The organism is Pseudazoarcus sp. NS34, from assembly GCF_059703725.1.
The window spans coordinates 551,331-576,235 of the sequence record NZ_BAAKIZ010000001.1 but is presented as its reverse complement, the minus strand read 5'-3'; the positions used below and the strand labels follow the sequence as shown (position 1 = coordinate 576,235).

The 24,905-nt window shown below is 63.3% G+C and carries 26 protein-coding genes; 9 read left to right on the top strand and 17 right to left on the bottom strand.

All coding sequences use genetic code 11. From position 1 onward, the window contains the following. Positions 1-110 precede the first annotated feature (110 nt). Positions 111-1,580, top strand: a complete 1,470-nt coding sequence (locus AC6H0N_RS02790; protein ID WP_497572528.1) for a tripartite tricarboxylate transporter permease — start codon at positions 111-113, stop codon at positions 1,578-1,580. Positions 1,581-1,661: 81 nt separating this feature from the next. Then, positions 1,662-2,483, top strand: a complete 822-nt coding sequence (locus AC6H0N_RS02785; RefSeq protein ID WP_497572527.1) for a cytidylate kinase-like family protein — start codon at positions 1,662-1,664, stop codon at positions 2,481-2,483. Between the two features lie 39 nt (positions 2,484-2,522). On the opposite strand, the gene queC is transcribed toward AC6H0N_RS02785, so the two are convergent. The 6 genes from queC to AC6H0N_RS02755 form a co-directional block, all read right to left on the bottom strand. Continuing rightward, positions 2,523-3,212: a 7-cyano-7-deazaguanine synthase QueC gene (queC, locus tag AC6H0N_RS02780; protein WP_497572526.1), complete on the bottom strand. Its 690-nt coding sequence runs from the start codon at positions 3,210-3,212 to the stop codon at positions 2,523-2,525. Between the two features lie 12 nt (positions 3,213-3,224). Beyond that, positions 3,225-3,890 carry a 7-carboxy-7-deazaguanine synthase QueE gene (queE, locus tag AC6H0N_RS02775; RefSeq protein WP_497572525.1) on the bottom strand — a complete coding sequence of 222 codons (666 nt, stop codon included), beginning with the start codon at positions 3,888-3,890 and terminating at the stop codon, positions 3,225-3,227. Positions 3,891-3,908: 18 nt separating this feature from the next. Further along, entirely contained in the window at positions 3,909-4,628 is a 720-nt protein-coding gene (gene ybgF, locus AC6H0N_RS02770) for a tol-pal system protein YbgF (RefSeq protein ID WP_497572524.1), read from the bottom strand. Beyond that, positions 4,628-5,197: a peptidoglycan-associated lipoprotein Pal gene (gene pal, locus AC6H0N_RS02765; protein ID WP_497572523.1), complete on the bottom strand. Its 570-nt coding sequence runs from the start codon at positions 5,195-5,197 to the stop codon at positions 4,628-4,630. Before pal ends, ybgF begins: the two co-directional genes overlap by 1 nt. Before the next feature lie 38 nt (positions 5,198-5,235). After that, positions 5,236-6,504: a Tol-Pal system beta propeller repeat protein TolB gene (tolB, locus tag AC6H0N_RS02760; protein ID WP_497572522.1), complete on the bottom strand. Its 1,269-nt coding sequence runs from the start codon at positions 6,502-6,504 to the stop codon at positions 5,236-5,238. A gap of 113 nt (positions 6,505-6,617) precedes the next feature. After that, entirely contained in the window at positions 6,618-6,956 is a 339-nt protein-coding gene (locus AC6H0N_RS02755; RefSeq protein WP_497572521.1) for an energy transducer TonB, read from the bottom strand. Between AC6H0N_RS02755 and AC6H0N_RS02750 the strand changes: the two genes are divergently transcribed. Then, positions 6,955-7,560, top strand: a complete 606-nt coding sequence (locus AC6H0N_RS02750; protein ID WP_497572520.1) for a hypothetical protein — start codon at positions 6,955-6,957, stop codon at positions 7,558-7,560. The genes AC6H0N_RS02755 and AC6H0N_RS02750 overlap by 2 nt on opposite strands. Here AC6H0N_RS02750 and AC6H0N_RS02745 read toward each other — a convergent pair. Genes AC6H0N_RS02745 through ybgC form a run of 3 tightly spaced genes read right to left on the bottom strand, consistent with a single transcriptional unit; the run spans position 7,517 to position 9,064 of the window. After that, positions 7,517-7,924, bottom strand: coding sequence for an ExbD/TolR family protein (locus AC6H0N_RS02745; RefSeq protein WP_497572519.1), 408 nt, complete (start codon positions 7,922-7,924; stop codon positions 7,517-7,519). The genes AC6H0N_RS02750 and AC6H0N_RS02745 overlap by 44 nt on opposite strands. Positions 7,925-7,943: 19 nt before the next feature. Beyond that, entirely contained in the window at positions 7,944-8,618 is a 675-nt protein-coding gene (gene tolQ, locus AC6H0N_RS02740; RefSeq protein WP_497572518.1) for a protein TolQ, read from the bottom strand. Beyond that, on the bottom strand, positions 8,615-9,064 hold the full coding sequence (gene ybgC / locus AC6H0N_RS02735) for a tol-pal system-associated acyl-CoA thioesterase (protein WP_497572517.1): 450 nt from the start codon (positions 9,062-9,064) through the stop codon (positions 8,615-8,617). Before ybgC ends, tolQ begins: the two co-directional genes overlap by 4 nt. A 242-nt stretch (positions 9,065-9,306) precedes the next feature. Between ybgC and AC6H0N_RS02730 the strand changes: the two genes are divergently transcribed. The 5 genes from AC6H0N_RS02730 to AC6H0N_RS02710 all read left to right on the top strand — a co-directional run bounded on the left by AC6H0N_RS02730 (position 9,307) and on the right by AC6H0N_RS02710 (position 13,524). Continuing rightward, positions 9,307-10,338 carry an STAS domain-containing protein gene (locus AC6H0N_RS02730; RefSeq protein ID WP_497572516.1) on the top strand — a complete coding sequence of 344 codons (1,032 nt, stop codon included), beginning with the start codon at positions 9,307-9,309 and terminating at the stop codon, positions 10,336-10,338. Between the two features lie 27 nt (positions 10,339-10,365). Further along, on the top strand, positions 10,366-10,905 hold the full coding sequence (gene hslV / locus AC6H0N_RS02725) for an ATP-dependent protease subunit HslV (protein WP_497572515.1): 540 nt from the start codon (positions 10,366-10,368) through the stop codon (positions 10,903-10,905). Then, a complete protein-coding gene (hslU, locus tag AC6H0N_RS02720) occupies positions 10,902-12,230 on the top strand; it encodes an ATP-dependent protease ATPase subunit HslU (RefSeq protein WP_497572514.1) in 1,329 nt (442 codons plus the stop codon). The genes hslV and hslU overlap by 4 nt, the downstream gene beginning before the upstream one ends. Positions 12,231-12,323: 93 nt before the next feature. Next, a complete protein-coding gene (locus AC6H0N_RS02715; RefSeq protein ID WP_497573236.1) occupies positions 12,324-13,199 on the top strand; it encodes an AEC family transporter in 876 nt (291 codons plus the stop codon). 13 nt (positions 13,200-13,212) lie between these two features. Continuing rightward, a complete protein-coding gene (locus AC6H0N_RS02710; RefSeq protein WP_497572513.1) occupies positions 13,213-13,524 on the top strand; it encodes a putative signal transducing protein in 312 nt (103 codons plus the stop codon). A 6-nt stretch (positions 13,525-13,530) separates the two neighbouring features. On the opposite strand, the gene AC6H0N_RS02705 is transcribed toward AC6H0N_RS02710, so the two are convergent. Both AC6H0N_RS02705 and AC6H0N_RS02700 read right to left on the bottom strand, forming a co-directional pair. Continuing rightward, positions 13,531-14,307, bottom strand: a complete 777-nt coding sequence (locus AC6H0N_RS02705; RefSeq protein ID WP_497572512.1) for a slipin family protein — start codon at positions 14,305-14,307, stop codon at positions 13,531-13,533. Further along, a complete protein-coding gene (locus AC6H0N_RS02700) occupies positions 14,304-15,668 on the bottom strand; it encodes an NfeD family protein (RefSeq protein WP_497572511.1) in 1,365 nt (454 codons plus the stop codon). The genes AC6H0N_RS02705 and AC6H0N_RS02700 overlap by 4 nt, the downstream gene beginning before the upstream one ends. A 221-nt stretch (positions 15,669-15,889) precedes the next feature. Here AC6H0N_RS02700 and AC6H0N_RS02695 point away from each other — a divergent pair, with 221 nt between their 5' ends. Continuing rightward, a complete protein-coding gene (locus tag AC6H0N_RS02695) occupies positions 15,890-18,061 on the top strand; it encodes an AsmA family protein (RefSeq protein ID WP_497572510.1) in 2,172 nt (723 codons plus the stop codon). 63 nt (positions 18,062-18,124) lie between these two features. Here AC6H0N_RS02695 and AC6H0N_RS02690 read toward each other — a convergent pair whose 3' ends face one another. The 6 genes from AC6H0N_RS02690 to AC6H0N_RS02665 all read right to left on the bottom strand — a co-directional run bounded on the left by AC6H0N_RS02690 (position 18,125) and on the right by AC6H0N_RS02665 (position 24,899). After that, entirely contained in the window at positions 18,125-19,366 is a 1,242-nt protein-coding gene (locus AC6H0N_RS02690; RefSeq protein WP_497572509.1) for a nitronate monooxygenase, read from the bottom strand. Between the two features lie 130 nt (positions 19,367-19,496). Beyond that, positions 19,497-20,777, bottom strand: coding sequence for a sulfate adenylyltransferase subunit CysN (gene cysN / locus AC6H0N_RS02685; RefSeq protein WP_497572508.1), 1,281 nt, complete (start codon positions 20,775-20,777; stop codon positions 19,497-19,499). A gap of 145 nt (positions 20,778-20,922) precedes the next feature. Next, on the bottom strand, positions 20,923-21,837 hold the full coding sequence (gene cysD / locus AC6H0N_RS02680) for a sulfate adenylyltransferase subunit CysD (RefSeq protein ID WP_497572507.1): 915 nt from the start codon (positions 21,835-21,837) through the stop codon (positions 20,923-20,925). Between the two features lie 120 nt (positions 21,838-21,957). Beyond that, positions 21,958-22,689 carry a phosphoadenylyl-sulfate reductase gene (locus AC6H0N_RS02675; protein ID WP_497572506.1) on the bottom strand — a complete coding sequence of 244 codons (732 nt, stop codon included), beginning with the start codon at positions 22,687-22,689 and terminating at the stop codon, positions 21,958-21,960. 10 nt (positions 22,690-22,699) lie between these two features. Further along, positions 22,700-23,221 carry a DUF934 domain-containing protein gene (locus AC6H0N_RS02670; RefSeq protein WP_497572505.1) on the bottom strand — a complete coding sequence of 174 codons (522 nt, stop codon included), beginning with the start codon at positions 23,219-23,221 and terminating at the stop codon, positions 22,700-22,702. Beyond that, the gene (locus tag AC6H0N_RS02665; protein WP_497572504.1) at positions 23,214-24,899 is read right to left on the bottom strand and encodes a nitrite/sulfite reductase; all 1,686 of its coding nucleotides are present in this window, start codon (positions 24,897-24,899) and stop codon (positions 23,214-23,216) included. The genes AC6H0N_RS02670 and AC6H0N_RS02665 overlap by 8 nt, the downstream gene beginning before the upstream one ends. Positions 24,900-24,905 lie beyond the last annotated feature (6 nt).

Here is a 24,905-nt window from a genome sequence, read left to right as displayed (position 1 = left end):
TCAACCAGCTATGACACCGTGGAGCAACACGGTGGAGAAGACTAAAAAGGAGTAGGGAAGTGGAAGAATTAGGACTTCTTTTGGGGGGGATGCAGACCGTCCTGACCCCCATGAACGTATTGCTGATGTTCGTCGGCATTTTCCTCGGGGTGCTGATGGGCGTGCTGCCGGGTCTCGGCGGCGCCAACGGCATCGCGATTCTGCTGCCGCTGACGTTCAGCATGGAGCCGGTTTCGGCCATCATCATGCTGTCGTGCATCTACTGGGGTTCGCTGTTCGGCGGCGCCATCACGGCAATCATCTTCAACATTCCGGGATGTTCGTACTCGGTTGCGACAACCTTCGACGGCTATCCGCTCGCCAAGCGCGGCATGGCCGGTGAAGCGCTGACGACGTCGTTTACTGCGTCGTTCATCGGTGCGTTCTTCGCGATCCTGCTGATCACGTTCTTGGCTCCGATCATCGCTGAGTACGCTCTGCGCTTCGGTCCGCCGGAATACTTCGCGATCATGTGCGTGACCTTTGCAGCCTTCATGTCGATGGGCAAGGAAGCTGCTTCCAAGGTGCTCGTCGCCGCGATGTTCGGCTTTGCGCTGGCCTGCGTCGGTATGGACGTCGTGACCGGTGCGCTGCGCATGACCTTCGGTACGTCCGAGCTGATGCGTGGTTTTGAGTTCCTGATCGCCGTTATCGGTATGTTCGGCCTCGGCGAGATTCTCGTTTCGATGGAAGAGGGCCTTTCCTTCAAGGGTGTGGCCGCCAAGATCGACCCGAAGATCGTGCTCAAGACCTGGGGCATGCTCGGTAAGCACTGGGCCAACTTCCTGCGTTCGATGATCCTGGGCTCCTGCCTTGGTATCGCTCCGGCGGGTGCTACCCCGGCCTCCTTCATGGCCTACGGTATCGCCAAGAAGTTCTCGAAGAACGGCGACAAGTTCGGTACGGGTGAGCTCGACGGCCTGATCGGTCCTGAAACCGCCAACAACGCTGCCGGTACGGCCGCACTGCTGCCGATGTTGACCCTTGGTATTCCGGGTTCGCCGACTGCTGCTGTGCTGCTGGGTGGTCTGATGATCTGGGGTCTTCAGCCGGGTCCGCTGCTCTTCACCGAGCAAAAGGACTTCGTTTGGGGCCTGATCGCTTCGATGTACCTCGGTAACCTGGCCGGCCTGATCGTCTGCCTGACCACCGTGCCGCTGTTTGCCGCAATCCTGCGCGTGCCGTTCTCGATCATTGCTCCGATCATCCTGATCGCGTGCTCGATCGGTGCTTACACCGTGGCTAACGCCATGGGCGACGTGTGGTACATGCTGGTGTTCGGTGTGCTCGGCTACGTCATGAAGAAGCTCAAGTACCCGCTGGCTCCGATCGTTCTGGCGCTGGTTCTGGGTGGCGGCACGGAGAACGCCTTCCGTCAGGCCATGCTGATGTCCAACGGTGAAATGGGTATCTTCTTCGCCAACGGGATCGTTTCGACGATCATGACCATCGCCATCATTCTGGCGGTGCTGCCGATCTTCACGGCGCTGTATCAGAAGTTCTATGTGTCGAAGAAGATGGCTGCGGACTCAGCTTCCTGATTGAGTCCCCGAGTCAAAACGACCCGCTACGGCGGGTCGTTTTTTTTGTAGTGATGGAATTTTCACCTTCGGAGGTCTGAAATGCCCGTTATTGCAATGAACCAGGAAATGGGTTCGCTTGGAAAGGATGTCGCCCAGGCGCTCGCCGAAGAGCTGGGGCTGGCACAGGTCACACACGAAGTCGTGGATCATGTTGCCGAGAAGATGCACAAGCGCAAGAGCTTGATCCGCCGGGTCATGGAGGGCAAGGCGGGCATGCTCGATCGCATGTCGACCAACTCTCGCAACGTATCGACGTATGTCGCAGAGGAAGTGTACGAGCTCGCTGCCCGGGGCAACATCGTGATCCGGGGCTGGGGCGCCACCTACCTGTTGCGAAGCATCCCGCACATCCCCTGCATTCGCGTATGCGCCTCAATGGACAGTCGCATTGCCTGGATGATGAAGAGGCTCGATACGGACGACGAGGAGTTGGTGCGTCAAGAGTTGAAGCGTAGCGATTCAGCCCACACGCACAACATGGATGTGCGTTTCGGGGTCAGATGGGGCGACCCCTTGCTGTACGACATGGTGCTCAACACCGACCGGATTTCGGTGCCGACTTGTGTAGACCAGATCAGAAGTTTTCTGCAGAAGGGCTTTCAGGAGACCGAGCACTCTCGCAAGATGCTTGCGAACGCCGCGATGGAAGCCCACGTTCGGGCGGCATTACGCAGTGATGACGATACCGACCACGTGAATATCGCTATTGCAGCCTGTGATGGACACATCAAACTTGACGGGGTCGTCGTCAATGAAGCTGAGCGCATTGCTGCGGAGCGTGTCGTGCGCGAAGTTGTTGGCGTGCTGTCGGTAGAGGCCGACTTGAAACTGATTACCGCCCGAATGCGGGACGGCGAATGAATGCAAAGCGGAACTGAAGCGGCCCTTGCGGGCCGCATTTCATTTGTACAGAGTCGGGTCGACGATGCCGGCTGAATCAAACCCCTCGCGTCGCAGACGGCAGGCGTCGCATGAGCCGCAAGCGAGGCCCTCATCAGTGGACTGATAGCAGGAAACGGTCATGGCGTAGTCTATGCCCAGTGCCGTGCCTCGCCGGATGATCTCAGCCTTGGACAGGTGCATCAAAGGCGCATGAATGCGCAAGCGTGCGCCTTCAACAGCGCTGCGCGTAGCGAGGTTGGCCATCGCTTCAAAGGCCCGTATGTACTCGGGGCGGCAATCGGGGTAGCCGGAGTAATCGACGGCATTAACGCCGATGAACAGATCATTTGCTCCGACAACCTCTGCCCAAGCCAGCGCCATCGACAGCATTACGGTATTACGTGCCGGAACGTAGGTGATCGGGATGCCGGAATTTGACTCTCCATTCACAGGCACTTTGATGCTGGGGTCGGTGAGCGCGGAACCGCCGAACTGTCCAAGGCTGACGTTGGCGAGTCGATGCTCGCGTGCATTGAAATGTTGGGCAATGCGTCGCGAAGCTGACAGCTCAGCGGAGTGGCGTTGGCCGTAGGCCACCGAAAGGGCATAGCAGTCGTACCCTGCATCGCGAGCGATGGCGAGGCAGGTGGTGGAATCGAGTCCGCCGGACAGCAGGATGACGGCGGAGCGGTTGCTGCTTTCGTTCATAGGGCGGTTTGACTAGCGGCCCCGGGCGTCATGCCAGAGGATCTTGTGCAGTTGAAGCTGGAAGCGTACGGGAAGGCGATCGCGTACGATCCATTCGGCAAGTGTTGCTGCGGACAGTGCTCCCTCGACCGGGGAAAACAGTACCGAGCATTTCTGATGCAGAGCGTGGCTTGAAAGCATCTCGCTCGCCCATTGGTAATCCCGCTCGTCTGCCAGCACGAACTTGATCTCATCACGTTCGTCCAGCTCGGCAAGATTCTCCAGCCGGTTCCGTGCCATCTCGCCGGAGCCAGGGGCCTTGAGATCCATGATGCAGGACACTCGAGGATCCACGCCGGCGATGTCGAGTGCGCCACTGGTTTCAAGAGAAACCGACAGGCCAGCATCGCACAGCCGACTAAGCAGTGTCAGGCAGGCCTTCTGCGCGAGGGGTTCGCCACCGGTGACGCATACGTTTCGAAGTCCACAGGCCACAACATCTGACACGATGTCATCGATCTTGCGGCTGCTGCCACCCTGGAAGGCGTACTCGGTGTCACACCATGTGCAGCGCAAAGGGCAGCCGGTAAGCCTTACGAAGACGGTGGGCAAGCCCACGCGTGAAGACTCACCCTGAACGGACGAAAAGATCTCGGTAATGCGCAGCGAATCGTCGCGTTGCGCGGCACGTGCATTCATCCGTTGTCAGCACAAGGCTTATGGCTGGACGCGCTGACGCGCTACTTGAGCCGCAGAGCTCTCGGGATGGCGCGAGATGATCTGCGCCAAAGTGTCTTGCGCAGCACGGCGCTCACCGAGCAACAACTGACTGTTGGCGAGACCAAGCATGGCATCCGGAACAATGTCGTCCTTCGGCCAGGTCTTGACGATGGTGTCGAACAGCGAGCGCGCTGCAGCGACGTCCTTCGCCTGAAGCGCGGCGTTGCCCGCCCAGAAATGGGCGTTTGGCGAGAAAGTACTGTTCGGGTAATCGGCAATGAATGCCCGGAACGCATTGAGCGATTCCGCATGCTTGCCGTTCTTGAGCAACTCAAGCGCAGCCTCATAGGCTGCAGACTCGACGGCCGGATTGACCGAGTTGGTGGCAGCGCCGGGCGCGCCCTTCACTCCGCCAGTCTCGAGCTTCAGGATTCGGGCGTCGAGGTCTACGTAGAAGTCCTGCTGTCGGGAACGAAGTGACTCAATCTCGTGGGTGAGCAACTCGACCTGACCGCGGAGCTTGGCGATTTCCTCGCGAAGCGCCGCGTTCTGGTTAAGAAGGTCGAAATGCGCCCGGCTCGTGGTGTTGAACCGGGCGTTCATCTCTTCCCGCAAGGCTGTGACCTGCTTCGACTCAGATGATCCGAAAACTTGCGCCTGCACGGAGCCCGCGCACGCGAGCGTGAGCAGTAGCGCGGAGGTGAGGCGCTTTGTCATCAGAACTCGCCGGAGTAGAGGATGTCGGAGCGGCGGTTCTCACCCCAGCAGCTTTCAGACTGCTCGGTGCAACGCGGCTTTTCTTCGCCGAGGCTGACGGATTCGACCTGAGCGTCATTCACGCCGAGCAGAACCAGGGCGCGTTTGACAGCTTCGGCACGCTTCTGGCCCAGAGCAACGTTGTACTCACGGCTGCCGCGCTCGTCGGTGTTGCCCTGAATCAGCATGCGCATTTGACCGTTGGCCTTGAGGAAGGCTGCGTGCGCTTCGATCAGGGAGGCAAACTCGGACTTGATGACGAAGCTATCGAAGTCGAAATACACGGTGCGGCTGGACAGAATGTGGTTCGGGTCCGTCAGTGCAGCAATGCCGCCGGTGGCGCCGGCAGTGGCGGCATCAACGCCGCTACCCAGTGCGCCCATTTGATTGCGCGAGACAGAAGCGTCGGAAACCGCTGCGCTCGAGGTGCCGTTGCCCGAGGCGCCAGCTGATCCGGTGGCCTTGTCCCCGGTTCCACTGCAAGCGATCAGCAGGGATGCGAGAAGTGCCGGCAGGAGAACTTTTTTCATGTTTATTCCCTTGTGTTTGCAAAACCGAAGACTTCATGTCATCGGGAAATGGGGCCCCAGGCGGGTTCTCTGATTTCTGCCGCCTGAATCGTCAGTCGCTGCCGCACGCGACCGTCTGAAGATACTGCCGAAAGAACACCGCGGCTTGCGTTCCCCGAAGCATAAAGGATCATGCGTCCATTGGGGGAGAAGCTGGGAGATTCTACACCTTCCTCGTTGGTCAGGATCACACTGCGGCCGCTAGAAATATCAAGTAGTGCGACCTGCGAACGCCCGTCACGGCGTGCCGTGTACGCGAGCTGACGTCCGTCCGGCGAGAGTCGCGGCGTAACGTTATATGGACCGTCAAAAGTCACGCGTTGCAGCGGACCGCCATCCACGCCGACGCGGTAGATCTGCGGGCTGCCGCCGCGGTCGGAAGTGAAGTAGATCGACTTGCCGTCTGGTGACCATGCCGGTTCCGTGTCGATGCTCTGCGAGGTCAGCAGGCGGCGCAGGCCGGAGCCATCCGCATTGATGACATAAATCTGCGACGGGCCGTCTTTGGTCAGCACGATGGCCAGACGGCGGCCGTCGGGCGACCACGCGGGGGCTGAGTTCGAGCCCCGGAAGTTTGCAATCTGCTGGCGCCGCCCCGTCGGGAGGTCATGGATATAGATGATCGGCTTTTTGGCCTCGAAGGAAACATAGGCCAGCCGCTTGCCGTCCGGCGACCAGGTCGGCGAGATGATTGGTTCGCGCGAAATCAGGGCAGGCTGCGGATTGGCACCATCTGCGTCGGCAATCTGCAGCTCGTGGCGCTGGCCCTTCACGACAACGTAGGCAATGCGGGTCGAGAAGTAGCCGGGCTCACCGATCAGCTTCTCGTAGACGAAGTCCGCGATGCGATGCGCCGTGATGCGATTCTGGCGAGCGTTCATATGCAGCGACAGCGCGCCGATCTCGGTGCGCCGGTGCGTGTCGAACAGGCGCACGCGGATGCTGAAGCGTCCGTCATTGAGTCGAATGACCGAGCCCGTGAGGACCGCGTCGGCACCCTTGTTCTTCAGGCCGGGCAGGTCGGGGATGGCGGATTCGGGGAAGCTCGCCAGGCCAGTGTCGATCAGGCCGAACAATCCGCTTCGCTCAAGGTCGGCGCGCACGATGTCACTTACGCTGTCCGGCAGGACGCCTTCGTTCTCAAGAAGCGGAATGGCAACCGGGTAGCGGGTGGAGCTCGAGCCGGTAATCTCGATCGAGAGTTGAGCGTGCGCCAGCGCTGACATCATCAGCAGGGCGGCGCACATCAGGTTGCGGATCGAAGACATGGTTGTCCTGTGGGGTAACGGGTTTCGAAAAGTATATCCAAGCATGTGCATTCCCCCTGTGTCCCGATGTTTCGGCGTCTGCCCTCAGTCCGCTGTGCGGGGGCTCGATCCGTTCATTCGACCAGTGGCTTGAAGGTCAGATCAAGTTCGCGGTCGAACAGCGCGCGATTGTTTGGCAGCGGTAACGGGCTGGCGTTGCGTATCGCTCGTTCGATTGCAGCATCCAGCGCGGGGTTGCCCGAGCTGCGTGTCAGTTCGATGGCGGCTACCGATCCGTCCGGTCGCTGGATGACCCGGAAGCGCGCTTCCGGGTTCCCGACTAGTCCGGGCGGAATGATGATCTGACTGCGTACATGCAGACGGATCATGTTGATGTATTCGCCCATTTCGGCGCTTGATCGGGCGCTCGCCGCCTGGGCGCGACGCATCTCCTGGTCGAGCATGCGCGACATGTCGGGCATCATCGGCTCAGGTGTAGGCGCCGGCTTCGGCGGCGGTTCGGGCTTCGGCTCAGGCTTCGGCTCCGGTTTGGGCTCAGGCTTCGGCTCGGGCTTCGGCTCAGGCTTCGGCTCAGGCTTCGGCTCAGGCTTCGGCTCAGGCTTCGGCTCAGGCTTCGGCTCAGGCTCAGGCTTCGGCGCCGGTTTTGGTTCCGGTTTGGGCTCGGGCTTCGGAGCCGGCTTTGGTTCCGGTTCCGGTTGGGGCTTTGGCTCAGGCTTCGGCTCGGGCTTCGGCTCAGGTTTCGGCTCAGGTTTCGGCTCAGGTTTCGGCTCAGGTTTCGGCTCAGGTTTCGGCTCAGGTTTCGGCTCAGCGGGGCGTGGCACAGGGGCCGCCGGCCGGGTTTCCGGTTGGGGGGCTCCGATGAGGTCTACTTCCAGTGCAGGGGGAGGCTTCAGCTCCCAGCTCACGCCCACAAACAGGAAGATGGCCAGCGCCGCATGGACGATGATCGCCAGAACCATCGACCACAGTTTGTCGGCCGTGGCCGCAGGCGCGGAGGGCAGCCGCTCGTCGATCATCTTCCGTTGCCGAACTGCGTTTGCAGGCTCGCCTTGGTGAACCCGATGGTGCGCAGAGTGTCGAGCGTCGTAATGACGCGGTCGTACTCGATCTTCTTCTCCGCTGCGACGATGATCGGTTGCTCCGGATTGGCGGCATGCATCTCGGTCAGGGCGCGCTGTAGCTGACTGTCGCCCATCTTCTCGAACTGCACGTTCGGGGTACGTTGCAGCTCCAGGCCTTCACGCGTGACCCGCACGGTGGCTGCTTCGGGCGGCGGTGTCGAAACATTGGACGCATTCGGCACATCGATCGAGCCGGTCTGGACCATCGGGGCCGTGACCATGAAGATCACGAGCAGGACCAGCATCACGTCGATGTACGGAACGACGTTGATCTGGTTCATTAGACGACGCTGGCGCATGGGCGACTCCTTGCCGTGCTCAGCGCAGGTGGCGTTGCAGGATGTTCGAGAATTCTTCCATGAAGCTCTCGAAGCGGATGCCGATGCGGTCGATGTCGTGGGTGAAGCGGTTATACGCGACGACGGCCGGAATGGCGGCGAACAGGCCGATGGCGGTAGCTACCAACGCCTCTGCAATGCCTGGTGCGACCAGCGAGAGTGACGCGCTGCTGACGTTGGCCAGCCCGCGGAAGGCATTCATGATCCCCCACACGGTGCCGAGCAGACCGATGTACGGAGCCACGGAGCCGACCGATGCGAGAAACGCCAGGTGGGCTTCGAGATCGTCCATTTCACGCTGCTGGGTCGCTCGCATGGCACGCCGCGAGCCGTCGAGAATGGCTGCGTGATCGTGACTCTTGGCACGCAGCTTCGTGAACTCGCGGTAGCCAGCTTCGAAAATGCGCTCCATGCCTGAACTTCCGTGGCGCGCGGACGAGGCGGTCTGGAATAGCGAGTTGAGATCTCCGCCACTCCAGAACTCGCGTTCGAACTTCGCCGTGCGCGAGCGCATCGCCCGGATCTGGAACCACTTTCGGAAGATCCAGTACCAGGACATGACCGACAGCAAGGCCAGCAGCAGCATGACGAGCTGGACAAGCAGGCTTGCCTCGCCGATCAGATACAGGATGGAGAGAGTCTCGTTAGGGTTCATTTTGGATTGGCTGTATCGGGCAACAGGGCGCGGAGCGCCGTGGGGATGGCAGTGGGGCGGCCGCGCAGGGTGTCAATGCTGGCCACAGAGATGCGGGAGTCGAACAGAAGTTCCTCGCCACGCAATACGCTTTGGGCAAACCCGATGCTGACGCGACCGATGTCAGAGATGCGTGTGGCGATGGTCAGCATGTCGTCGAGCCGAGCCGGGGCCAGATACTGCGCTTCAACCGAGCGCACTACGAAAGCCACCTTGTGTGCGCTCAGCATGTCATGCTGCTCGAAGCCCAGCCCGCGCAGCCATTCGGTACGCGCACGCTCGCAAAAGCGAAGATAGTTCGCGTAATAAACGACGCCGGCCGCATCGGTGTCCTCGTAGTAGACCCGGGCAGATATGGTGAATGAGCCGTCCCCGGGGACGGGTTGCAACCTGACTCTGGTGCGCATTCACGCATTCTATCCGGGGCGGCCCTGGTCGTGTGTGTGTGCAAGGCACAATCCGTTTCCAACGGTAACGGATTGCCCGGATCACCCCCCTTTTCATGGGTGAGGTGCTATTCTTTGGCACTTTTTTACAAAACGCGTGTTCATTTCCGACAGAACCAAGCGTGGCAGTCAATCCAAAGCGAAAATCCCCCAGTCCTTCGATCGATTCGGAGCCGCCATCCAGCATCCTGGATGAGGGCCAGTTGTCCCTGAACGAATGTGCAGGGCTGGTCGAAGTACAGGAAGTCAGTACCGGCATCGGCTCCGTTTGCGAGGAGGTCGCGGTTCTGTACGCCAACGGCAATGTCCGCGAAGCGGAGGCACTGCTGGACGCGCTATTGCGCGACGAGACGCATGCCGGCAACGAGTGGCCGTGGACGATGCTGCTCGATCTCTATCGGCTGACTGGCCAGCGCGAGCGTTTCGAAGCGCGCGTCATCGAGTACGCTACGCGTTTCGAGCGCTCTCCGCCGCCCTGGAAAGACCTGTCGGCGGCGGCTGCGCCGAAGGCAAAGGCCTCGGGTGCCACGGCTGTGAACCTGAGCGGCAATCTTGCCGCCGGTGTGTCCCGTCAGCTCGCTCCCTACCTTGTGATTGGCCAGCGCAACGGCGCCGTGCGTATTGATTTGCAGACCGTGCGCGGCGCCGACGACGACGGCTGTCGAGAGGTGCTCGACGCCATTGCGCAAATGCGTCGGGATCGCGTCAAAGTCTCGCTGGCCAACGTAGGCAAGCTGGCCGATGCATTGTCGGCGCGGATCGCGGTTGGCACGCCCGAGCAGCAGCCGGCGTGGCAGTTGCTGCTCGAATTGCTGCAGCACGGCGGAGACCAGGAGCGGTTCGAGCAGTACGCGCTCGACTACGCGATCACCTTTGAAGAGTCACCGCCCTCGTGGGCGCCGGTGGCGGCAGTGGCCGAACCGGCTCCTCAGGTGGAGGCCGTGGTCAGTGCGCCGGCGGCAGATACGGTGAGTTTCGACGGTGAGGTCATCGGTGGTGGCAGCGGCGTATTCGGACGTCTCGTCGAGCTTTCCGAAAAGCGCAACGACCTCGTCATCGACTGCGCGCGCCTGCGGCGTATGGATTTCGTCAGCGCCGGCACCTTGTTCAACGTATTGTCGACCCTGCAAGCCAAGGGGCGACAGGTAAGCCTGCGCAACGTCAACGCCATGGTGTTGGCGCTGTTGCATGTAATGGGCGTCGGTCAGGTCGCCAAGATCATTCCGCGCCCCTGAGCGCATCCGGATTATTCAAGGTAGTACATGGAGCAATATCACGGCACGACCATTCTGTCCGTGCGGCGCGGGCGCCACGTAGCGCTTGGCGGCGACGGTCAGGTCACCCTCGGCAACATCGTCATCAAGGCCAGTGCCCGCAAGGTGCGTGCCATATACGATGGTCGCATTCTCGTGGGCTTTGCCGGCGGCACGGCCGACGCGTTCACTCTGGTCGAGCGCTTCGAGGCCAAGCTTGAGAAGCATCAGGGCAATCTGTTGCGCAGCGCTGTCGAGCTGGCCAAGGATTGGCGCACCGATCGCATGTTGCGTCGGCTCGAAGCCATGCTTGCCGTGGCAGACGCGGAGCACTCTCTGGTAATCACCGGCAATGGCGATGTGCTCGAGCCCGAGCAGGGGATTGTCGCCATCGGTAGCGGTGGCGCCTATGCCCAGGCAGCGGCGCGTGCGCTGCTGGAGAACACCGAGCTGCCACCGGATGAAATCGTGCGCCGCGCGCTGTCGATTGCCGGTGACCTGTGCATCTATACCAATCACAACCACGTCGTGGAGGAGTTGAAGCCATGACCTGGATGACACCACCCGAAATCGTCTCCGAGCTCGACAAGCACATCGTCGGACAGGGCCAGGCCAAGCGCGCCGTGGCCATCGCGCTGCGCAATCGCTGGCGCAGGGCGCAGGTCGATGAGCCGCTGCGCAGCGAGATCACGCCCAAGAACATCCTGATGATCGGCCCCACCGGCGTGGGCAAGACCGAGATCGCGCGCCGGCTGGCGCGGCTGGCGAACGCGCCCTTCATCAAGGTCGAGGCCACCAAGTTCACCGAAGTCGGCTACGTCGGCCGCGATGTGGAAACCATCATTCGCGACCTGGTCGAGATTGCCATCAAGGGCGCACGCGAAACGGCGATGCGCCAGGTGCGCACGCGAGCCGAAGATGCGGCCGAAGACCGCGTGCTCGACGCACTGCTGCCACCGGCTCGTCAGACCGGTTATGCCGACGCGGAGCCGACCGATTCGGCGACCCGCCAGAAATTCCGCAAGAAGCTGCGTGAGGGCGAACTCGACGACAAGGAGATCGAGATCGACGTCGCGCAAATGCCGATGAGCGCCGAGATCTTCGCGCCGCCGGGCATGGAGGATCTCACCCAGCAGATTCAGGGCATGTTCCAGAACCTCGGGCAGGGAAGGACCAAGCTGCGCAAGATGAAGATCGCCGAAGCGCTCAAGGTGCTGACGGACGAGGAGGCTGCGCGCCTGATCAACGACGAAGAGGTCAAGGCCGACGCGTTGCGCTCGGTCGAGCAGGACGGCATCGTCTTCCTCGACGAAATCGACAAGGTTGCGGCCCGTTCTGATGTGGGCGGCGCCGATGTTTCCCGTCAGGGCGTGCAGCGCGATCTGCTGCCGCTGGTCGAGGGCACGACGGTGTCTACCAAGTACGGCATGGTGCGCACCGATCACATCCTGTTCATCGCCAGCGGCGCTTTCCATCTCTCGAAGCCGAGTGACCTGATTCCGGAGCTGCAGGGCCGCTTCCCGATTCGCGTCGAGCTCGAAAGCCTGTCGGTGGAAGACTTCGAGTGCATCCTGACGCAGACCGACGCCTGCCTGACGCGCCAGTACGAAGCCTTGCTCGCCACCGATGGTGTGCGGCTCGAGTTTGCGGCCGACGGCATCCGGCGTCTCGCCGAGATCGCCTGCCAGGTCAACGACAAGACCGAGAACATCGGCGCACGCCGCTTGTACACGGTGATGGAGCGCCTGCTCGAAGAGGTTTCCTTCAGCGCCGGCAAGCCTGGTGTAGACGCGCTCGTCGTCGATGCTGCCTTTGTCGATAGCCGGCTTGAAACCCTGTCGCAGCGTGAGGATCTCGCGCGCTACGTGCTGTGACGCTGATCGCGTAAGATCGTGACCGAGGCCGGCATCGAGCCGGCCTCTTTCGTTTGTGCGGCAAGACTTGCCCGGAGCGCCTGAAGCATGGACATCGCCGTCCGCATCGTCGAAATCCTCTTTCCGCTGTTTTCCATCGCCGCGCTGGGTTATTTCGTCGGACGGCGCATGAAGCCCGATCTGTCGCAGGCCAACAAGCTCAACATGGATGTCTTCGTGCCCGCGCTGGTCTTCGCGGCACTGGCCAATCGCGAGTTCGAGATCGGCGGCTTCCTGTGGCTTGGTAGCGCCACGCTGATCGTGGTGATCGGCTCCGGCCTCGCCGCCTGGGGGCTCGCGCGCGCGCTGAAGATCGATCTGCGCACGCTGGTTCCGCCAATCATGTTCAATAACTGCGGCAACCTTGGCTTGCCATTGGCCGTGCTGGCCTTTGGCGATGCGGCTCTGGCGCCGGCGGTGGTCATGTTCATGATCTCCAACCTGCTGCATTTCTCCTACGGCGCCTGGCTGCTGGATCACAGCATCCGCATCTGGACAGTCTGGCGTGTGCCGTCCGTGCTGGCGACCTTCGCCGGTCTGGCTGTTGCCATTGCCGGTATCGAGATCTGGCAGCCGCTGCTCACGTCGATCCGCATGCTCGGCGAAATCTCGATTCCGTTGATGCTGTTCGCGCTGGGCGTGCGACTGGCTGATTCGACCATCGAGTCGGTCGGGCGCGGCGTGCTGGTCGCCGCGGCGCGCCCCCTCATCGGCGTGGCGCTAGCCTTCGCAGTGATGCTGTTCATTGACCTGCCGCCGCAGGAGCGCGCGCTGCTGATCGTGTTCGGCGCCTTGCCGCCGGCGGTGCTCAACTACATCTTTGCCGAGCGTTACGGCCAGGAGCCGGCGACCGTGGCGTCCATGGTGCTGGTCGGCAACATCGCCGCCTTGCTGACCTTGCCTGTTGCGCTGGTGATCGCGCTGCCCTGAGGCGCGTATGGCGATGAAGTTGCTGCTGCGCTGTCTGGATGTGATCGACGCGCATCACCGTGCCAACCTGCTGCGCTCAGCCGGGATTCGCGCGGAGGTGCGCAACACCTTTCTTGGCGGCGCGATGGGCGACATTCCCTTCATTGAGGCGGGTCCACAGGTGTGGATCGAAAGCGGCGCGAGCGCCGAGCACGCGCACAACGTGCTTGCCCAAGCGGAGGCCGCGCCGCCCCAGCCGCCCTGGTGTTGCGAGTGCGGCGAAGCGATCGAGGGGCAGTTCGCACAATGCTGGAATTGCGGCCGTCCCCGCCCCCTCGACGACTGAGGCGGGTCACTTTTCGGCGCCGGCCCGGCCCTTGCCACCCATCAGCGAACTGAGCAGGTCGACCGGAACCGGAAACACCAGGGTCGAGCTCTTGTCGCCGGCCACCTGGGTCAGCGTCTGCAGATAGCGCAGCTGCATGGCTGCCGGCTGGCGCGACAGCATTTCGGCCGCTTCCATCAGGGCTTGCGCAGCCTGCTTTTCGCCGTCGGCGTGAATCACCTTGGCGCGTCGTTCGCGCTCCGCTTCCGCCTGACGGGCGATGGCCCGGACCATGGTTTCGTTCAGGTCGATGTGCTTGATCTCGACGTTGGTTACCTTGATGCCCCAGGTGTCGGTCTGGGCGTCGAGAATCTGCTGCACGTCGCTATTGAGCTTGTCGCGCTCGGACAGCATCTCGTCGAGCTCGTGTTTGCCCAGTACGGCGCGCAAGGTGGTCTGCGCGAGCTGGCTGGTTGCCTCGAAATAGTTCTCGACCTGGATGATGGCGCGTTCGGGGTCCATCACGCGGAAGTACAGCACCGCGTTGACCTTGACGGAGACGTTGTCACGCGAGATGACGTCCTGGCTCGGTACGTCCATCGTCACCACCCGCAAGTCCACCTTGACCATCTGCTGGATGCCCGGGATCACGATGATCAGGCCGGGCCCTTTTACTTTCCAGAAGCGGCCCAGCATGAAGATCACGCCGCGCTCGTATTCGCGCAGGATGCGAAAGGTACTCAGGATCAACGCGACCACGATGATCGCGATGAGCCAAAGGCCGAAGTCGAAGTTAAAAATCATGGTGCAGTCCTCCCTTGGTCGGATTCAGTCGTTGCCGGCTCCACCACCAGGATCAGGCCGTCCCGCGCGATCACCCGCACGGTGACACCCACGGATATCGGCATCGTGCTGTGCACCCGCCAGCGTTCGCCATGGACCAGGGCGTGGTAGCCATCCTCGTTGCAATCGGTGATTTCGCCGATGGCCCCGAGCATCTCCTCGGCGCCGCTGACAACGCGTCGTCGACGCGCTTTGAGCGCGAACGCGCCGGTGGCGAAGAGCGCGGCGGCGCTGAGCGCAGCCATGCCGATCAGGAAGCTCAGCGGGATGCCAAAGCCAGGCGCCGCGGTATCGATCAGAAACAGGCCGCCGACGATGAAGGCAGCTATCCCGCCCACGCCGAGGACACCAAAGCTGGGCAGGAAGGCCTCGCCCAGCATCAGGATGGCGCCAAAGGCGACCAAGGCCACGCCGGCCCAGTTGACCGGGAGCAGCTGGAATGAATAGGTCGCGACGACGAGGCAAATCGCGCCGGCCACACCAGGCACGCCGAAGCCCGGGCTGGTGAACTCGAAGAACAGCCCATAGATGCCGATCATCATCAGTACCAGTGCGATCTGCGGGTTCGACAGCAGCGCGAGCACGCGCTGTTTCCAGTCCGGCTGCCGGTCTTCGACGCTTGCGCCGGCGGTGGCAAGCGTCACCGCGTCGCCCGTGTCGAGCTTGATTTCGCGGCCGTCGACGGCTTGCAGCAGCTCACCCATATTCTTCGCGACGAACTCGATCACGCCGGCTTCGAGCGCTTCGCTGGCGGACAGGCTGGCCGCTTCGCGCACTGCGCTCTCGGCAAAATCCGCGTCGCGTCCCCGCAGCTGCGCGAGGCTGCGGATGTAGGCGGCCGCGTCGTTGGTGGCCTTGTCCTTGAGGGTGTCGCCGCTGCTGGGGCCACTGCCAGGCGCCGGGCTGGAGGTGTCCGCGTCGTCTGCCGGCTTTTCGTCCGGTGCGTTTGCGGGGCTGCCGCCGGGTGCCCCGATGGCCACCGGTGAGGCTGCCCCGAGGTTGCTCGCAGGCGCCATTGCCGCAATGTGTGAGGCGTACAGGATGAACGTTCCGGCGCTGGCAGCGCGTGCTCCATCCGGGCCGACCCAGCTCGCAACCGGCACAGGGGAGGCCAGGATCGCGCGAATGATGGTGCGCATCGAGGTGTCGAGTCCGCCTGGGGTGTCCATGCGGATCACCACCAGCTCGGAGCGTGAGCTCGCCGCGCGCTCGAGTTGTTCGACAATGAAATCCGCGCTGGCTGGTCCGATGGGCCCCTCAAGGGCCAGGGTCAGCACGCGCGGCGCCTGCGGTTGATCCTGCGCGCTCGAAGCGCCGAACATGATCAGGGCGATTGTCATCAGCAGAAAGGCGCGTCCGCGCCGCAATGCGATAGGCATTGTTACTCCGGCTTGGTGTGGGTGGCGGGAAATGCTGTTCTCGTTGTTCTGAGTGTGGCCGTCGCCAGATGTTCCCGCCGCAAAGCCGCTTCAACGTTGCATCCGCAGACTGCGGATGCTCTACTTGCGGGAGTGACCCGATGTCTTCGGGCAAGGAGCCTGTCATGAGAACCGCTGTCCGCATCATTGCCATTGTCCTGGGTGTCGTCGTTGTCGTGCTGGGTGCCCTTGCGGCCTACCTGACCTTCGTTTTCGATCCCAATGACTACCGCGAACGCATTGCGCAGGAAGTCGAGAAGGCGACCGGGCGCACGCTGGTCATCGATGGCGAGATCGGGCTGTCGGTGTTCCCGTGGATCGGTGTCGAGATCGGTCAGGCCAGTCTCGGCAACGCGGCGGGTTTCGGCGAGAAGCCGTTCGCCAGTGTCGGTGAAGTCGAGGTGCGTGCGCGCTTGATGCCTTTGCTGCGCAAGGAGATCGAGGTCGACCGCATCGTGTTGCGCGATCTGAATCTTGATCTGGTCATCGACGAGCAGGGCAAAAGCAACTGGGCCGATCTCGCCGGCGCGGGTGGCGAAGATGCACCGGCCAGCACCGGCTCGCCGGCTGCCGACGGCGGCGCAGCGGTGGCCGGGTTGGTGATTTCCGGTGTGCAGATCGATTCGGCCCGCGTGTCCTATGTCGACCGACAGGCCAAGGCCGAGTACCTCATCGACAAGCTCGACCTGAAGACCGGTGAGGTCAGCCCCGGCAAACGCTTCCCGCTGGAATTGGGCTTCGATGTCGCGGTGAGCGAGCCCGAGGTGTCGGGCCGTGTGGATATCGCCGGCGACGTGCTGTTCGACCTGGAAGGTCCTTCGGCCGACATCGAGGGTTTCACGCTGCGCTTTGACGGCACGGGCGCCGGCTTGCCCGGAGGCAAGGCCGAGCTCGAACTCAAGAGCAAGCTGGCAATGGACCTCGCGGCCGGCACGGCCACGATCGACGGCATGGAGTTTTCCGGTTACGGCGTGAAGGCGCTGGGCAGCTTTGCTGCAAAGAACCTCAATTCAGCGCCGGCCGTAAGCGGCACGCTGGAAGTGCCGGAATTTGACCCGGGCAAGACAATGACCGCCTTGGGCATCGAGGCGCCCAAAGTGTCCGACTCGAGCGTGCTCAAGCGCGTGAGCCTGAAGACCCGCGTCGACGCAACCACCACCTCAGCTGCGTTGCGCGACCTGGTTGCTGTGCTGGACGACAGCAATCTGACCGGTGAAGTCACCGTGGCCGATTTCGCGAAGCAGGCGCTGCGCTTCGATCTGGCGCTGGACGCCATCAACGTTGACCGCTATCTGCCGCCGGCCGACCCGGAGAAGCCGGCCTCTGGCGGTGGCTCTGGGGGCGGCAACGCTGACAGTGGCAAGAAGGATGCTTCGGCCGATTCCGAGCCGATCATCGATCCGGCCGTGCTGCGTGGGCTCAACATCATCGGCAAGCTGCGCGTCGGCAAGCTGGTAGCCAGTGGCATGACCGTTACCGACATCAGCATCGACGTGAATGCGCAGAACGGTGTGGTGCGCGTGTCGCCGCTGTCGGCGGCGCTGTATGAGGGTCGCTACGCCGGCAACATCACGCTCGATGGCCGTGGCCAGGCGCTGGTGGTGTCGCTCGACGAATCGCTCAAGGGCGTGCAGGTCGGGCCGCTGTTGCGTGATCTTTCCGGCGCTGAGGAGCGCCTGACAGGCAACACCAATCTCACCGCCAAACTGCAGCTGCGCGGCAATGACATCAATTCAATGAAGCGCACGCTGGGCGGTGACGTGGCCTTCAGCTTCCTCAACGGCGCGGTCAAGGGCATCAACATTGCTCAGTACCTGCGCCAGGCACAGGCGCGCATGACCGGCAAGCCGGCGCCCGAGAGCAAAGAGCCCAACCAGACCGACTTCTCGCAACTGAGCGGTACCGTGCAGCTCGCCAATGGCGTGGCACGCAACGAAGATCTGGATGTGCGCTCGCCGCTGCTGCGGGTTGGCGGCAAGGGCAGTGCGAACATTCCCGAGGAAACCATCGACTACACGGTCCGCGCCAGTGTGGTGGCGAGCCTGTCCGGGCAGGGCGGCGACGGGATGGAGAATCTCAAGGGCGTGACCGTGCCGATCAAGGTGTCGGGCACCTTCTCCAACCCGTCCTTCGGACTCGACCTGCAGAATCTGATGAGCGACGCCGTCAAGCAGCAGGCGCAGGAGAAGCTCAAGGGGGCGGTGCAGGAGAAGCTTTCGCCGGAGCTGAAGGAAAAGGCCGGGGAGAGTCTGAAGGAGAACCTGCAGAAGGGACTGGGCGGCTTCCTCAACCGCTGAGCGAGTGGTCAGCCGAAAAAAAGCCCGCAATCAGCGGGCTTTTTTTGGGCTACGCCGCCCGCATCAGGGCAGGGCGACGCGGTTTTCGGTGCTGAACTGATAGTCCTTGAACACATGTTCGGCGGTCAGCAACTGGTACTTGCCGTCTTCCCCGAGCACGCTGGTGTCCTTCAGGCGGTAGGTGTAGTGGCCACAGGTCCAGCAGTCGAAGTTGCGCATGTGCGTGCACAGACAGGTCTTGTCGATGACCGAGAGTTTCTTCTCGTCCGGATGCAGGGCGACTTCGCGGTTGTAGGCGTCGATGTACGAGCAACCACCGTTGGCGTCGAGCAGGTAGCCGTAGGCCTCGCAGTTCGGGCGCGTGCCGGCGCCGATGGCGGGGCTGCTCTTGAGCATGCGCATCGGGTAGCCGGTCGGCGAAACCTGGTTGACCTCGATTTCTTCCTCGTGCGCGGTGAAGTAGTGCTGCTTGACGTCGTCCGGCAGACCGCATTCGTGGGTCACCGTGAAGCGCGTGGCAACCTGCACGCCGGCCGCGCCGTTCTCGATGTGCGCTACCGCGTCGGAACCGGTGAATACACCGCCGGCGGCGATCAGCGGGATGTCGAGCTGCTCGGCCTGCATCCAGTCGCGGATCTCGGCAACGATGGCGAACAGGTCGTATTTTTCCCAGTCCATGCCGAAGCCGAGGTGGCCGCCCGCCAGCGGCCCTTCGACCACGATGTAATCGGGCAGGCGGTTGGTGCGGGCGGATTTCTTCAGGAACAGCTGCAGCGCGCGCAGCGACGACACGATGATGCCGAGTTTGGCGTCGCGGAAGCGCGGGTGATCTTCGATCAGCGCAAACGAGCCAAGATGCAGGCCGGCCGCCAGCGTGATGCCGTCGATGCCGGCATCCAGCGCCGAGCGCAAGCGCACGCGCAGCGTGTCCTTGGGCCCGTTCATGGTCAGCTTTTCCATGCAGTTGATGAAGATCAGGCCGTCGCCCTGCTTGCGCTCCATGGTGCGGCGCACATGGAGCTCGGTGGCTTCGGCCAGCACCGCCAGGTCGAACTGCACGGCGGACTTGTCCATGTTGGCGACGTTGAATTTGTAGAGCTTCTGCTTGTCGCGAACGTACTTGGTGTCGTAGCGGCGGTCGCTGACGGTCGGGACCATCGCATCCGAAATGTGGCCGATGCCACCCAGGCGGGCAGCTACCAGCGACAGGTCGGCCGTGGAGATGTCCACGCCCATGCCGCCGATCATGATCGGCACGAATTCACGGTTGCCCAGCTTCAGGCGGTAGTCGTCGAGGCGCTTCATGTTCTGTCTTTCTGTAGGTCGGCCGTCGCCAAACTGTCTCCGGGGGCGGGCCGTGGTGTCCTTGCTTGCGCAGTGAACGCGAGCGGGGGGCCTTTCAGCCCCCCGCGATTATCGCACCGCTGACCCTATATCAGCGAATCATTCCGGCCCCGACCGTGTTGTTGGTGCTCTCGTCGATCAGGATGAAGGCGCCGGTGGCGCGGTTGTCGGCGTATGTGTCGACGAACGCGGGCTGCGCCAGCTTGAGCGTCAGGCGGGCGATGTCGTTCATCTCCAGGGTGGCTGCCGGACCGTTGTCGAGCGTGTTCAGATCCAGCCGGTACTCGATCTGGGCGACCTTGGCCTTGGTCTCGCGCGTGGTGTGGCGCAGCAGGTAGGTGCGTGCCGGCGACAGGGCTTGCTCGGACAGCCAGCAGATGTCGGCTTCGATCTGCTTCACGACCTGCGGTTGCTCGTTGCTCTTGACGATCATGTCGCCGCGCGAGATGTCGATTTCGTCTTCCAGCAGCAGCGTCACCGATTGTTCGTGGATGGCCAGCGGCTGACGCACGCCGCCGATCTCGATGGCCTTGACGTGGCTGCTGCGGCCGGACGGCAGTACCGTCACCGCGTCGCCGACGGCGATCTGGCCCGATTCGACGCGGCCCATGAAACCGCGGTAGTCGTGCAGCGCGGCGTTGGCCGAGTCCTGCGGGCGGCACACGTACTGCACCGGAAAGCGGAAATCCTCCGGTTCTTCGGTGTGGGCGGTCGGCGTGGCTTCGAGCACCTGCAGCAGGGTCGGGCCGTCGTACCAGTCGAGCTGGTCGCCGCGATCCACCACCATGTCGCCGTTGAGCGCCGACATCGGGATGAAGCGCACGTCGGGAATGCCCAGCTTGCGTGCGAAGGCCAGGTACTCGCTGCGGATCTGCTCGAAGGTCTCGCGGTCGTAGCCGACCAGGTCCATCTTGTTCACCGCCACCACCAGATGCGGAATGTTCACCAGGTGCGCCAGATACGAATGGCGACGCGTCTGCGTCTGCACGCCCTTGCGTGCATCGACCAGGATGATGGCCAGATGAGCGGTCGAGGCGGCGGTGACCATGTTGCGCGTGTACTGCTCGTGGCCCGGCGCGTCGGCGATGATGTACTTGCGCGTGCCGGTCGAGAAGTAGCGGTAGGCCACGTCGATGGTGATGCCCTGCTCGCGCTCGGCCTGCAGGCCGTCGGTGAGCAGCGACAGGTCGACGGCGTTCATGCCGCGTCGGGCCGAGGTCTTCTCGATGGCGCTGAGCGTGTCGACGAGGATGGTCTTGGTGTCGAACAGCAGGCGGCCGATCAGCGTGCTCTTGCCGTCGTCGACGCTGCCGCAGGTCAGAAAGCGCAGCAGGCCGGTGTCGATGCCGGGGAGGTTTTCATTGGCGGACATGTTCATGATTCCTGTAGTGCTGTCGGTCTGTCGGTTGTGCTCCCTCCCCTTCAAGGGGAGGGCTGGGGTGGGGATGGGTCTTATGGGCGTCGCACTGAAACCCATCCCCCACCCGACCTCCCCCTTGAAGGGGGAGGAGTAAATGTCAGAAATAACCTTCCTTCTTGCGCTGCTCCATCGAGGCTTCCGAAGTCTGGTCGTCCATACGCGTGGCGCCGCGCTCGGTGATCGTCGTGCTGGCGGTCTCGAGCAGGATCTTGGCGACGCTGTCGGCATCCGATTGCACCGGCGCCGTGCAGGTCACGTCACCCACAGTGCGGTAGCGCACCAGCATGTCCTCGACGTGGTCGCCCGGCTGGGCCGGGGTCAGCTCGGTGATCGGGTAGAGCAGGTCACCCTTGCGCACCACCGGGCGAACGTGGGCGAAGTAGATCGACGGCAGTTCGAGGTTTTCGCGTTCGATGTACTGCCACACGTCCAGCTCGGTCCAGTTGCTGATCGGGAAGGCGCGGATGTTCTCGCCCTTGTGCGAACGCGCATTGAACAGATTCCAAAGCTCCGGGCGCTGGTTCTTCGGATCCCACTGACCGAACTCGTCGCGGAAGCTCATGATGCGTTCCTTGGCGCGAGCCTTTTCCTCGTCGCGGCGCGCACCGCCGATGCAGGCGTCGAAGCCGAATTCCTCAATCGACTCGAGCAGCGTCACAGACTGGTGCTTGTTGCGCGATTCGGTCGGCGTTTTCAGCACTACCGTGCCGCGCGCCATGGAGTCTTCCACCGAGCGTACGATCAGCCGCTCGCCCAGCTCGGCAGCGCGGCGGTCACGGAACTCGATCACTTCCGGGTAGTTGTGGCCGGTGTCGATGTGCAGCAGCGGGAACGGGAAGCGGCCCGGGCGGAAGGCCTTTTCGGCCAGACGCAGCAGGCAGATCGAATCCTTGCCGCCGGAGAACAGCAGCGCCGGGTTGGCGCACTGCCCCGCGACTTCACGCAGGATGTGGATGGCTTCGGCTTCCAGCCAGTCGAGGTGGCTGAGGGTCTGTTTGGTCAGGGTGGACATCGCGTCTCTTCTTAGCGTTTGGGTTGGCCGCGCAGCGCACGCAGGGCGGCGCGCAGACCGGCTTTCAGCGCGGCCAGCCGGCTGCGCGGGGCTTCGTCTTGCATCGTATGTGTCGTCATCTCATGCCTTGCGGAGCACGTGCAGTCCGCACTCCTTGCTGGTCGGGTCCTCCCACCACCAGCGGCCGGCGCGTACGTCCTCGCCGATCGCCACCGGGCGGGTACAGGGCGCGCAGCCGATGCTCGGATAGAACTGGTCGTGCAGCTTGTTGTAGGGCACGTCGTTGAGCCGGATGTAGGCCCACACTTCCTTCTCGGTCCAGTCGGACAGCGGGTTGAACTTCTCCAGCCCGTTGTCGGCGTCGAAGAGCTGCACCGGCAGCTCGGCGCGGGTCGCGGATTGCTGCGCACGCATGCCGGTGATCCACGCTTGCTTGCCCTTGAGGGCGCGCTGCAGCGGCTCGACCTTGCGTGCGTGGCAGCAAGCCTTGCGTGCCTCGACCGAGTCGTAAAACCCGTTGATGCCGTTCTCGCGCGTGAAGGCTTCGACCTTGTCGTGCTGCGGGTAGTACAGCGTGAGCTTGAGTCCGTAGTGCTTGTGCACCTCGGCCATCAGGTCGTAGGTCTCGGCCGGCAGGCGGCCGGTGTCGAGCGAGAAGTTGTCGATGGCCAGCCCGCCCTTGGCGATCAGGTCGGTCAGCACCATGTCTTCGGCACCCAGGCTGTTGGCCAGCCCGACCGGCGAGTAGTCGCGTGCGATGCGGGCCAGCAGCTCTGCCGCGGCGGCGGCCTTGGCCGAGACCGACTCGCGCAACGCGGTGTCGGCCAGATTCGGGTTCATGTTCGGATGCATGGCGGGCTCCTCAGGCGGCGCGGGCGACGCGGCGGAACAGCGGCTCGGGGTCTTTCACCGAGGCCTGATAGGGCTGGCTGAAGTCGGTGAGGCTGGCCACGGCGGCTTCGAGCTGTGCGTCGGTGTAGCGACCCTCGGCCGGTTGCAGCGCGTTGATGCCGCAGCGCGTGTAGAGATTGAACTGGTCGCGCAGCACGTCGCCGATGGCGCGCACTTCGCCGGTGTAGCCGTAACGCGAGCGCAGCAGCACGGCAATCGAGCTGCCGCGGCCGTCGGTGAAAGCCGGGAAATGCACGCCGACCACCGGCAGGGTGGCGAGGTCGTCGGCCAGCGCGGCCGGGTCTTCGTCGCCGGCCAGCCACACGCCAAGGTCGCGTCCGGCGAGCTCGTCGCGGCGGGCCTGCCACACCGCGAGCGGCACCAGCAGCGCGCCATCGGGCAGCGCGACGCTTTCGGGCGTGTCGCCCTCGGCAAGGGTGATGACGATGCGCGCGTCGTCCTCGACGCGGCCGTTGCGGATGAGCTTAGCCATTAGCGACCTTCCTCTGCGCCTCGCGGGCGCCATATACGTTGGCCTTGAACGGCTCGATGCCGATGCGGCGGGCGGTCGCGATGAAGCGCTCGTCCTCGTCCAGGCGCTGGGCCAGATAGGTGTCGATGAGCTTCTCGACCACGTCCGGCATGTCGGCTGCGGCAAACGACGGGCCGATGACCTTGCCCAGCGAGGTGTCGTTGCCCTGGCTGCCGCCGACCGTGACCTGGTACCACTCCTGACCGTTCTTATCGACGCCGAGTACGCCGATGTGGCCGACGTGGTGGTGACCGCAGGCGTTCATGCAGCCCGAGATGTTGATCTCGATGTCACCGATGTCGTACAGGTAGTCGAGGTCGTCGAAGCGCGCCTGAATGGCATTGGCGATCGGGATCGACTTGGCGTTGGCGAGGCCGCAGAAATCGCCGCCGGGGCAGGCGATGATGTCGGTCAGCAGGCCGATGTTGGGGCTGGCGAGACCGGCGTCGCGCGCCTCGCTCCACAGCGAGAAGAGATCGGACTGCTGTACGTCGGCCAGCACCAGATTCTGCTCGTGCGTCACGCGCAGTTCGCCGAAGCTGTAGCGATTGGCCCAGTCGGCGGCGTGGTCCATCTGCTCGGCGGTGATGTCACCCGGCGCCACATCCTTGTGCTTGGTCGACAGCGTGACGATGGCGTAGCCCGGCTGCTTGTGGGCGCGCACGTTGCGCTTGGCCCAAGCGGCAAAGGCTTTGTTCTCGCCCAGCAGCGCCTGGTAGCCGGCGTCCTCGGCCGGCAGGGTCGCGTAGGCCGGGTCGACAAAGTGCGCGGCCACGCGCGCCACTTCGGCTTCGGTCAGCGTCAGCGGGCCGTCCTTGAAGTGCGCCCACTCGGCTTCGACCTGTTCGCGGAAGGCATCCACGCCCATGGCCTTGACCAGAATCTTGATGCGCGCCTTGTATTTGTTGTCGCGGCGGCCGAAGCGGTTGTAGACCCGCAGGATGGCCTCGCAGTAGCTGATGATGTGCTGCCACGGCACGAAGGCGGCAATCTCTTCGCCGATGATCGGCGTGCGGCCCAGGCCACCGCCGACCAGCACGCGGAAGCCCACGTTGCCGGCCTCGTCGCGCTTCACGTCCAGCCCGATGTCGTGTGCCTGGATCACCGCGCGGTCGTGCTCGGCGCCATTCACGGCGAACTTGAACTTGCGCGGCAGGAAGGCGAACTCGGGGTGGAAAGTGCTCCACTGGCGCAGCACCTCGCACCACGGACGCGGGTCGACCAGCTCGTCACCGGCCACGCCGGCGAAGGGGTCGGAGGTGATGTTGCGGATGCAGTTGCCCGAAGTCTGGATGGCGTGCATCTCAACCGTCGCCAGCTGGGCGAGGATCTCCGGCACGTCCTTGATTTCCGGCCAGTTGAACTGCATGTTCTGGCGCGTCGTGAAGTGGCCGTAGCCGCGGTCGTAGGTGCGGGCAACGTGCGCGAGCATGCGCAGCTGGCGGCTGGCGAGCAGGCCGTAGGGGATGGCCACGCGCAGCATCGGCGCGTAACGCTGGGTGTACAGGCCGTTCTGCAGGCGCAGCGGGCGGTACTCGTCCTCGCTCAGTTCGCCGGCGAGGTAACGCTGCGTCTGGTCGCGGAATTGCGCGACGCGCTCGTCCACCAGCCGCTGATCGTATTCGTCGTATTGATACATCCGTCT

Bases quoted from the DNA above. Each gene is read 5' to 3' on its own strand.
- AC6H0N_RS02745 (WP_497572519.1), bottom strand. From the start codon at position 7,924: ATGCGCCAGCGTCGTCTAATGAACCAGATCAACGTCGTTCCGTACATC.
- ybgC (WP_497572517.1), bottom strand. From the start codon at position 9,064: ATGCGCACCAGAGTCAGGTTGCAACCCGTCCCCGGGGACGGCTCATTC.
- AC6H0N_RS02675 (WP_497572506.1), bottom strand. From the start codon at position 22,689: ATGCATCCGAACATGAACCCGAATCTGGCCGACACCGCGTTGCGCGAG.
- tolB (WP_497572522.1), bottom strand. From the start codon at position 6,504: ATGTCTTCGATCCGCAACCTGATGTGCGCCGCCCTGCTGATGATGTCA.
- queE (WP_497572525.1), bottom strand. From the start codon at position 3,890: ATGAATGCACGTGCCGCGCAACGCGACGATTCGCTGCGCATTACCGAG.
- AC6H0N_RS02750 (WP_497572520.1), top strand. From the start codon at position 6,955: ATGTCGGGCATCATCGGCTCAGGTGTAGGCGCCGGCTTCGGCGGCGGT.
- AC6H0N_RS02670 (WP_497572505.1), bottom strand. From the start codon at position 23,221: ATGGCTAAGCTCATCCGCAACGGCCGCGTCGAGGACGACGCGCGCATC.
- hslV (WP_497572515.1), top strand. From the start codon at position 10,366: ATGGAGCAATATCACGGCACGACCATTCTGTCCGTGCGGCGCGGGCGC.
- ybgF (WP_497572524.1), bottom strand. From the start codon at position 4,628: ATGACAAAGCGCCTCACCTCCGCGCTACTGCTCACGCTCGCGTGCGCG.
- AC6H0N_RS02790 (WP_497572528.1), top strand. From the start codon at position 111: ATGAACGTATTGCTGATGTTCGTCGGCATTTTCCTCGGGGTGCTGATG.
- AC6H0N_RS02785 (WP_497572527.1), top strand. From the start codon at position 1,662: ATGCCCGTTATTGCAATGAACCAGGAAATGGGTTCGCTTGGAAAGGAT.
- AC6H0N_RS02700 (WP_497572511.1), bottom strand. From the start codon at position 15,668: ATGTTCGGCGCTTCGAGCGCGCAGGATCAACCGCAGGCGCCGCGCGTG.
- pal (WP_497572523.1), bottom strand. From the start codon at position 5,197: ATGAAAAAAGTTCTCCTGCCGGCACTTCTCGCATCCCTGCTGATCGCT.
- hslU (WP_497572514.1), top strand. From the start codon at position 10,902: ATGACCTGGATGACACCACCCGAAATCGTCTCCGAGCTCGACAAGCAC.
- AC6H0N_RS02695 (WP_497572510.1), top strand. From the start codon at position 15,890: ATGAGAACCGCTGTCCGCATCATTGCCATTGTCCTGGGTGTCGTCGTT.
- tolQ (WP_497572518.1), bottom strand. From the start codon at position 8,618: ATGAACCCTAACGAGACTCTCTCCATCCTGTATCTGATCGGCGAGGCA.
- AC6H0N_RS02705 (WP_497572512.1), bottom strand. From the start codon at position 14,307: ATGATTTTTAACTTCGACTTCGGCCTTTGGCTCATCGCGATCATCGTG.
- AC6H0N_RS02665 (WP_497572504.1), bottom strand. From the start codon at position 24,899: ATGTATCAATACGACGAATACGATCAGCGGCTGGTGGACGAGCGCGTC.
- AC6H0N_RS02755 (WP_497572521.1), bottom strand. From the start codon at position 6,956: ATGTCGCGCATGCTCGACCAGGAGATGCGTCGCGCCCAGGCGGCGAGC.
- queC (WP_497572526.1), bottom strand. From the start codon at position 3,212: ATGAACGAAAGCAGCAACCGCTCCGCCGTCATCCTGCTGTCCGGCGGA.
- AC6H0N_RS02690 (WP_497572509.1), bottom strand. From the start codon at position 19,366: ATGAAGCGCCTCGACGACTACCGCCTGAAGCTGGGCAACCGTGAATTC.
- cysN (WP_497572508.1), bottom strand. From the start codon at position 20,777: ATGTCCGCCAATGAAAACCTCCCCGGCATCGACACCGGCCTGCTGCGC.
- AC6H0N_RS02710 (WP_497572513.1), top strand. From the start codon at position 13,213: ATGAAGTTGCTGCTGCGCTGTCTGGATGTGATCGACGCGCATCACCGT.
- cysD (WP_497572507.1), bottom strand. From the start codon at position 21,837: ATGTCCACCCTGACCAAACAGACCCTCAGCCACCTCGACTGGCTGGAA.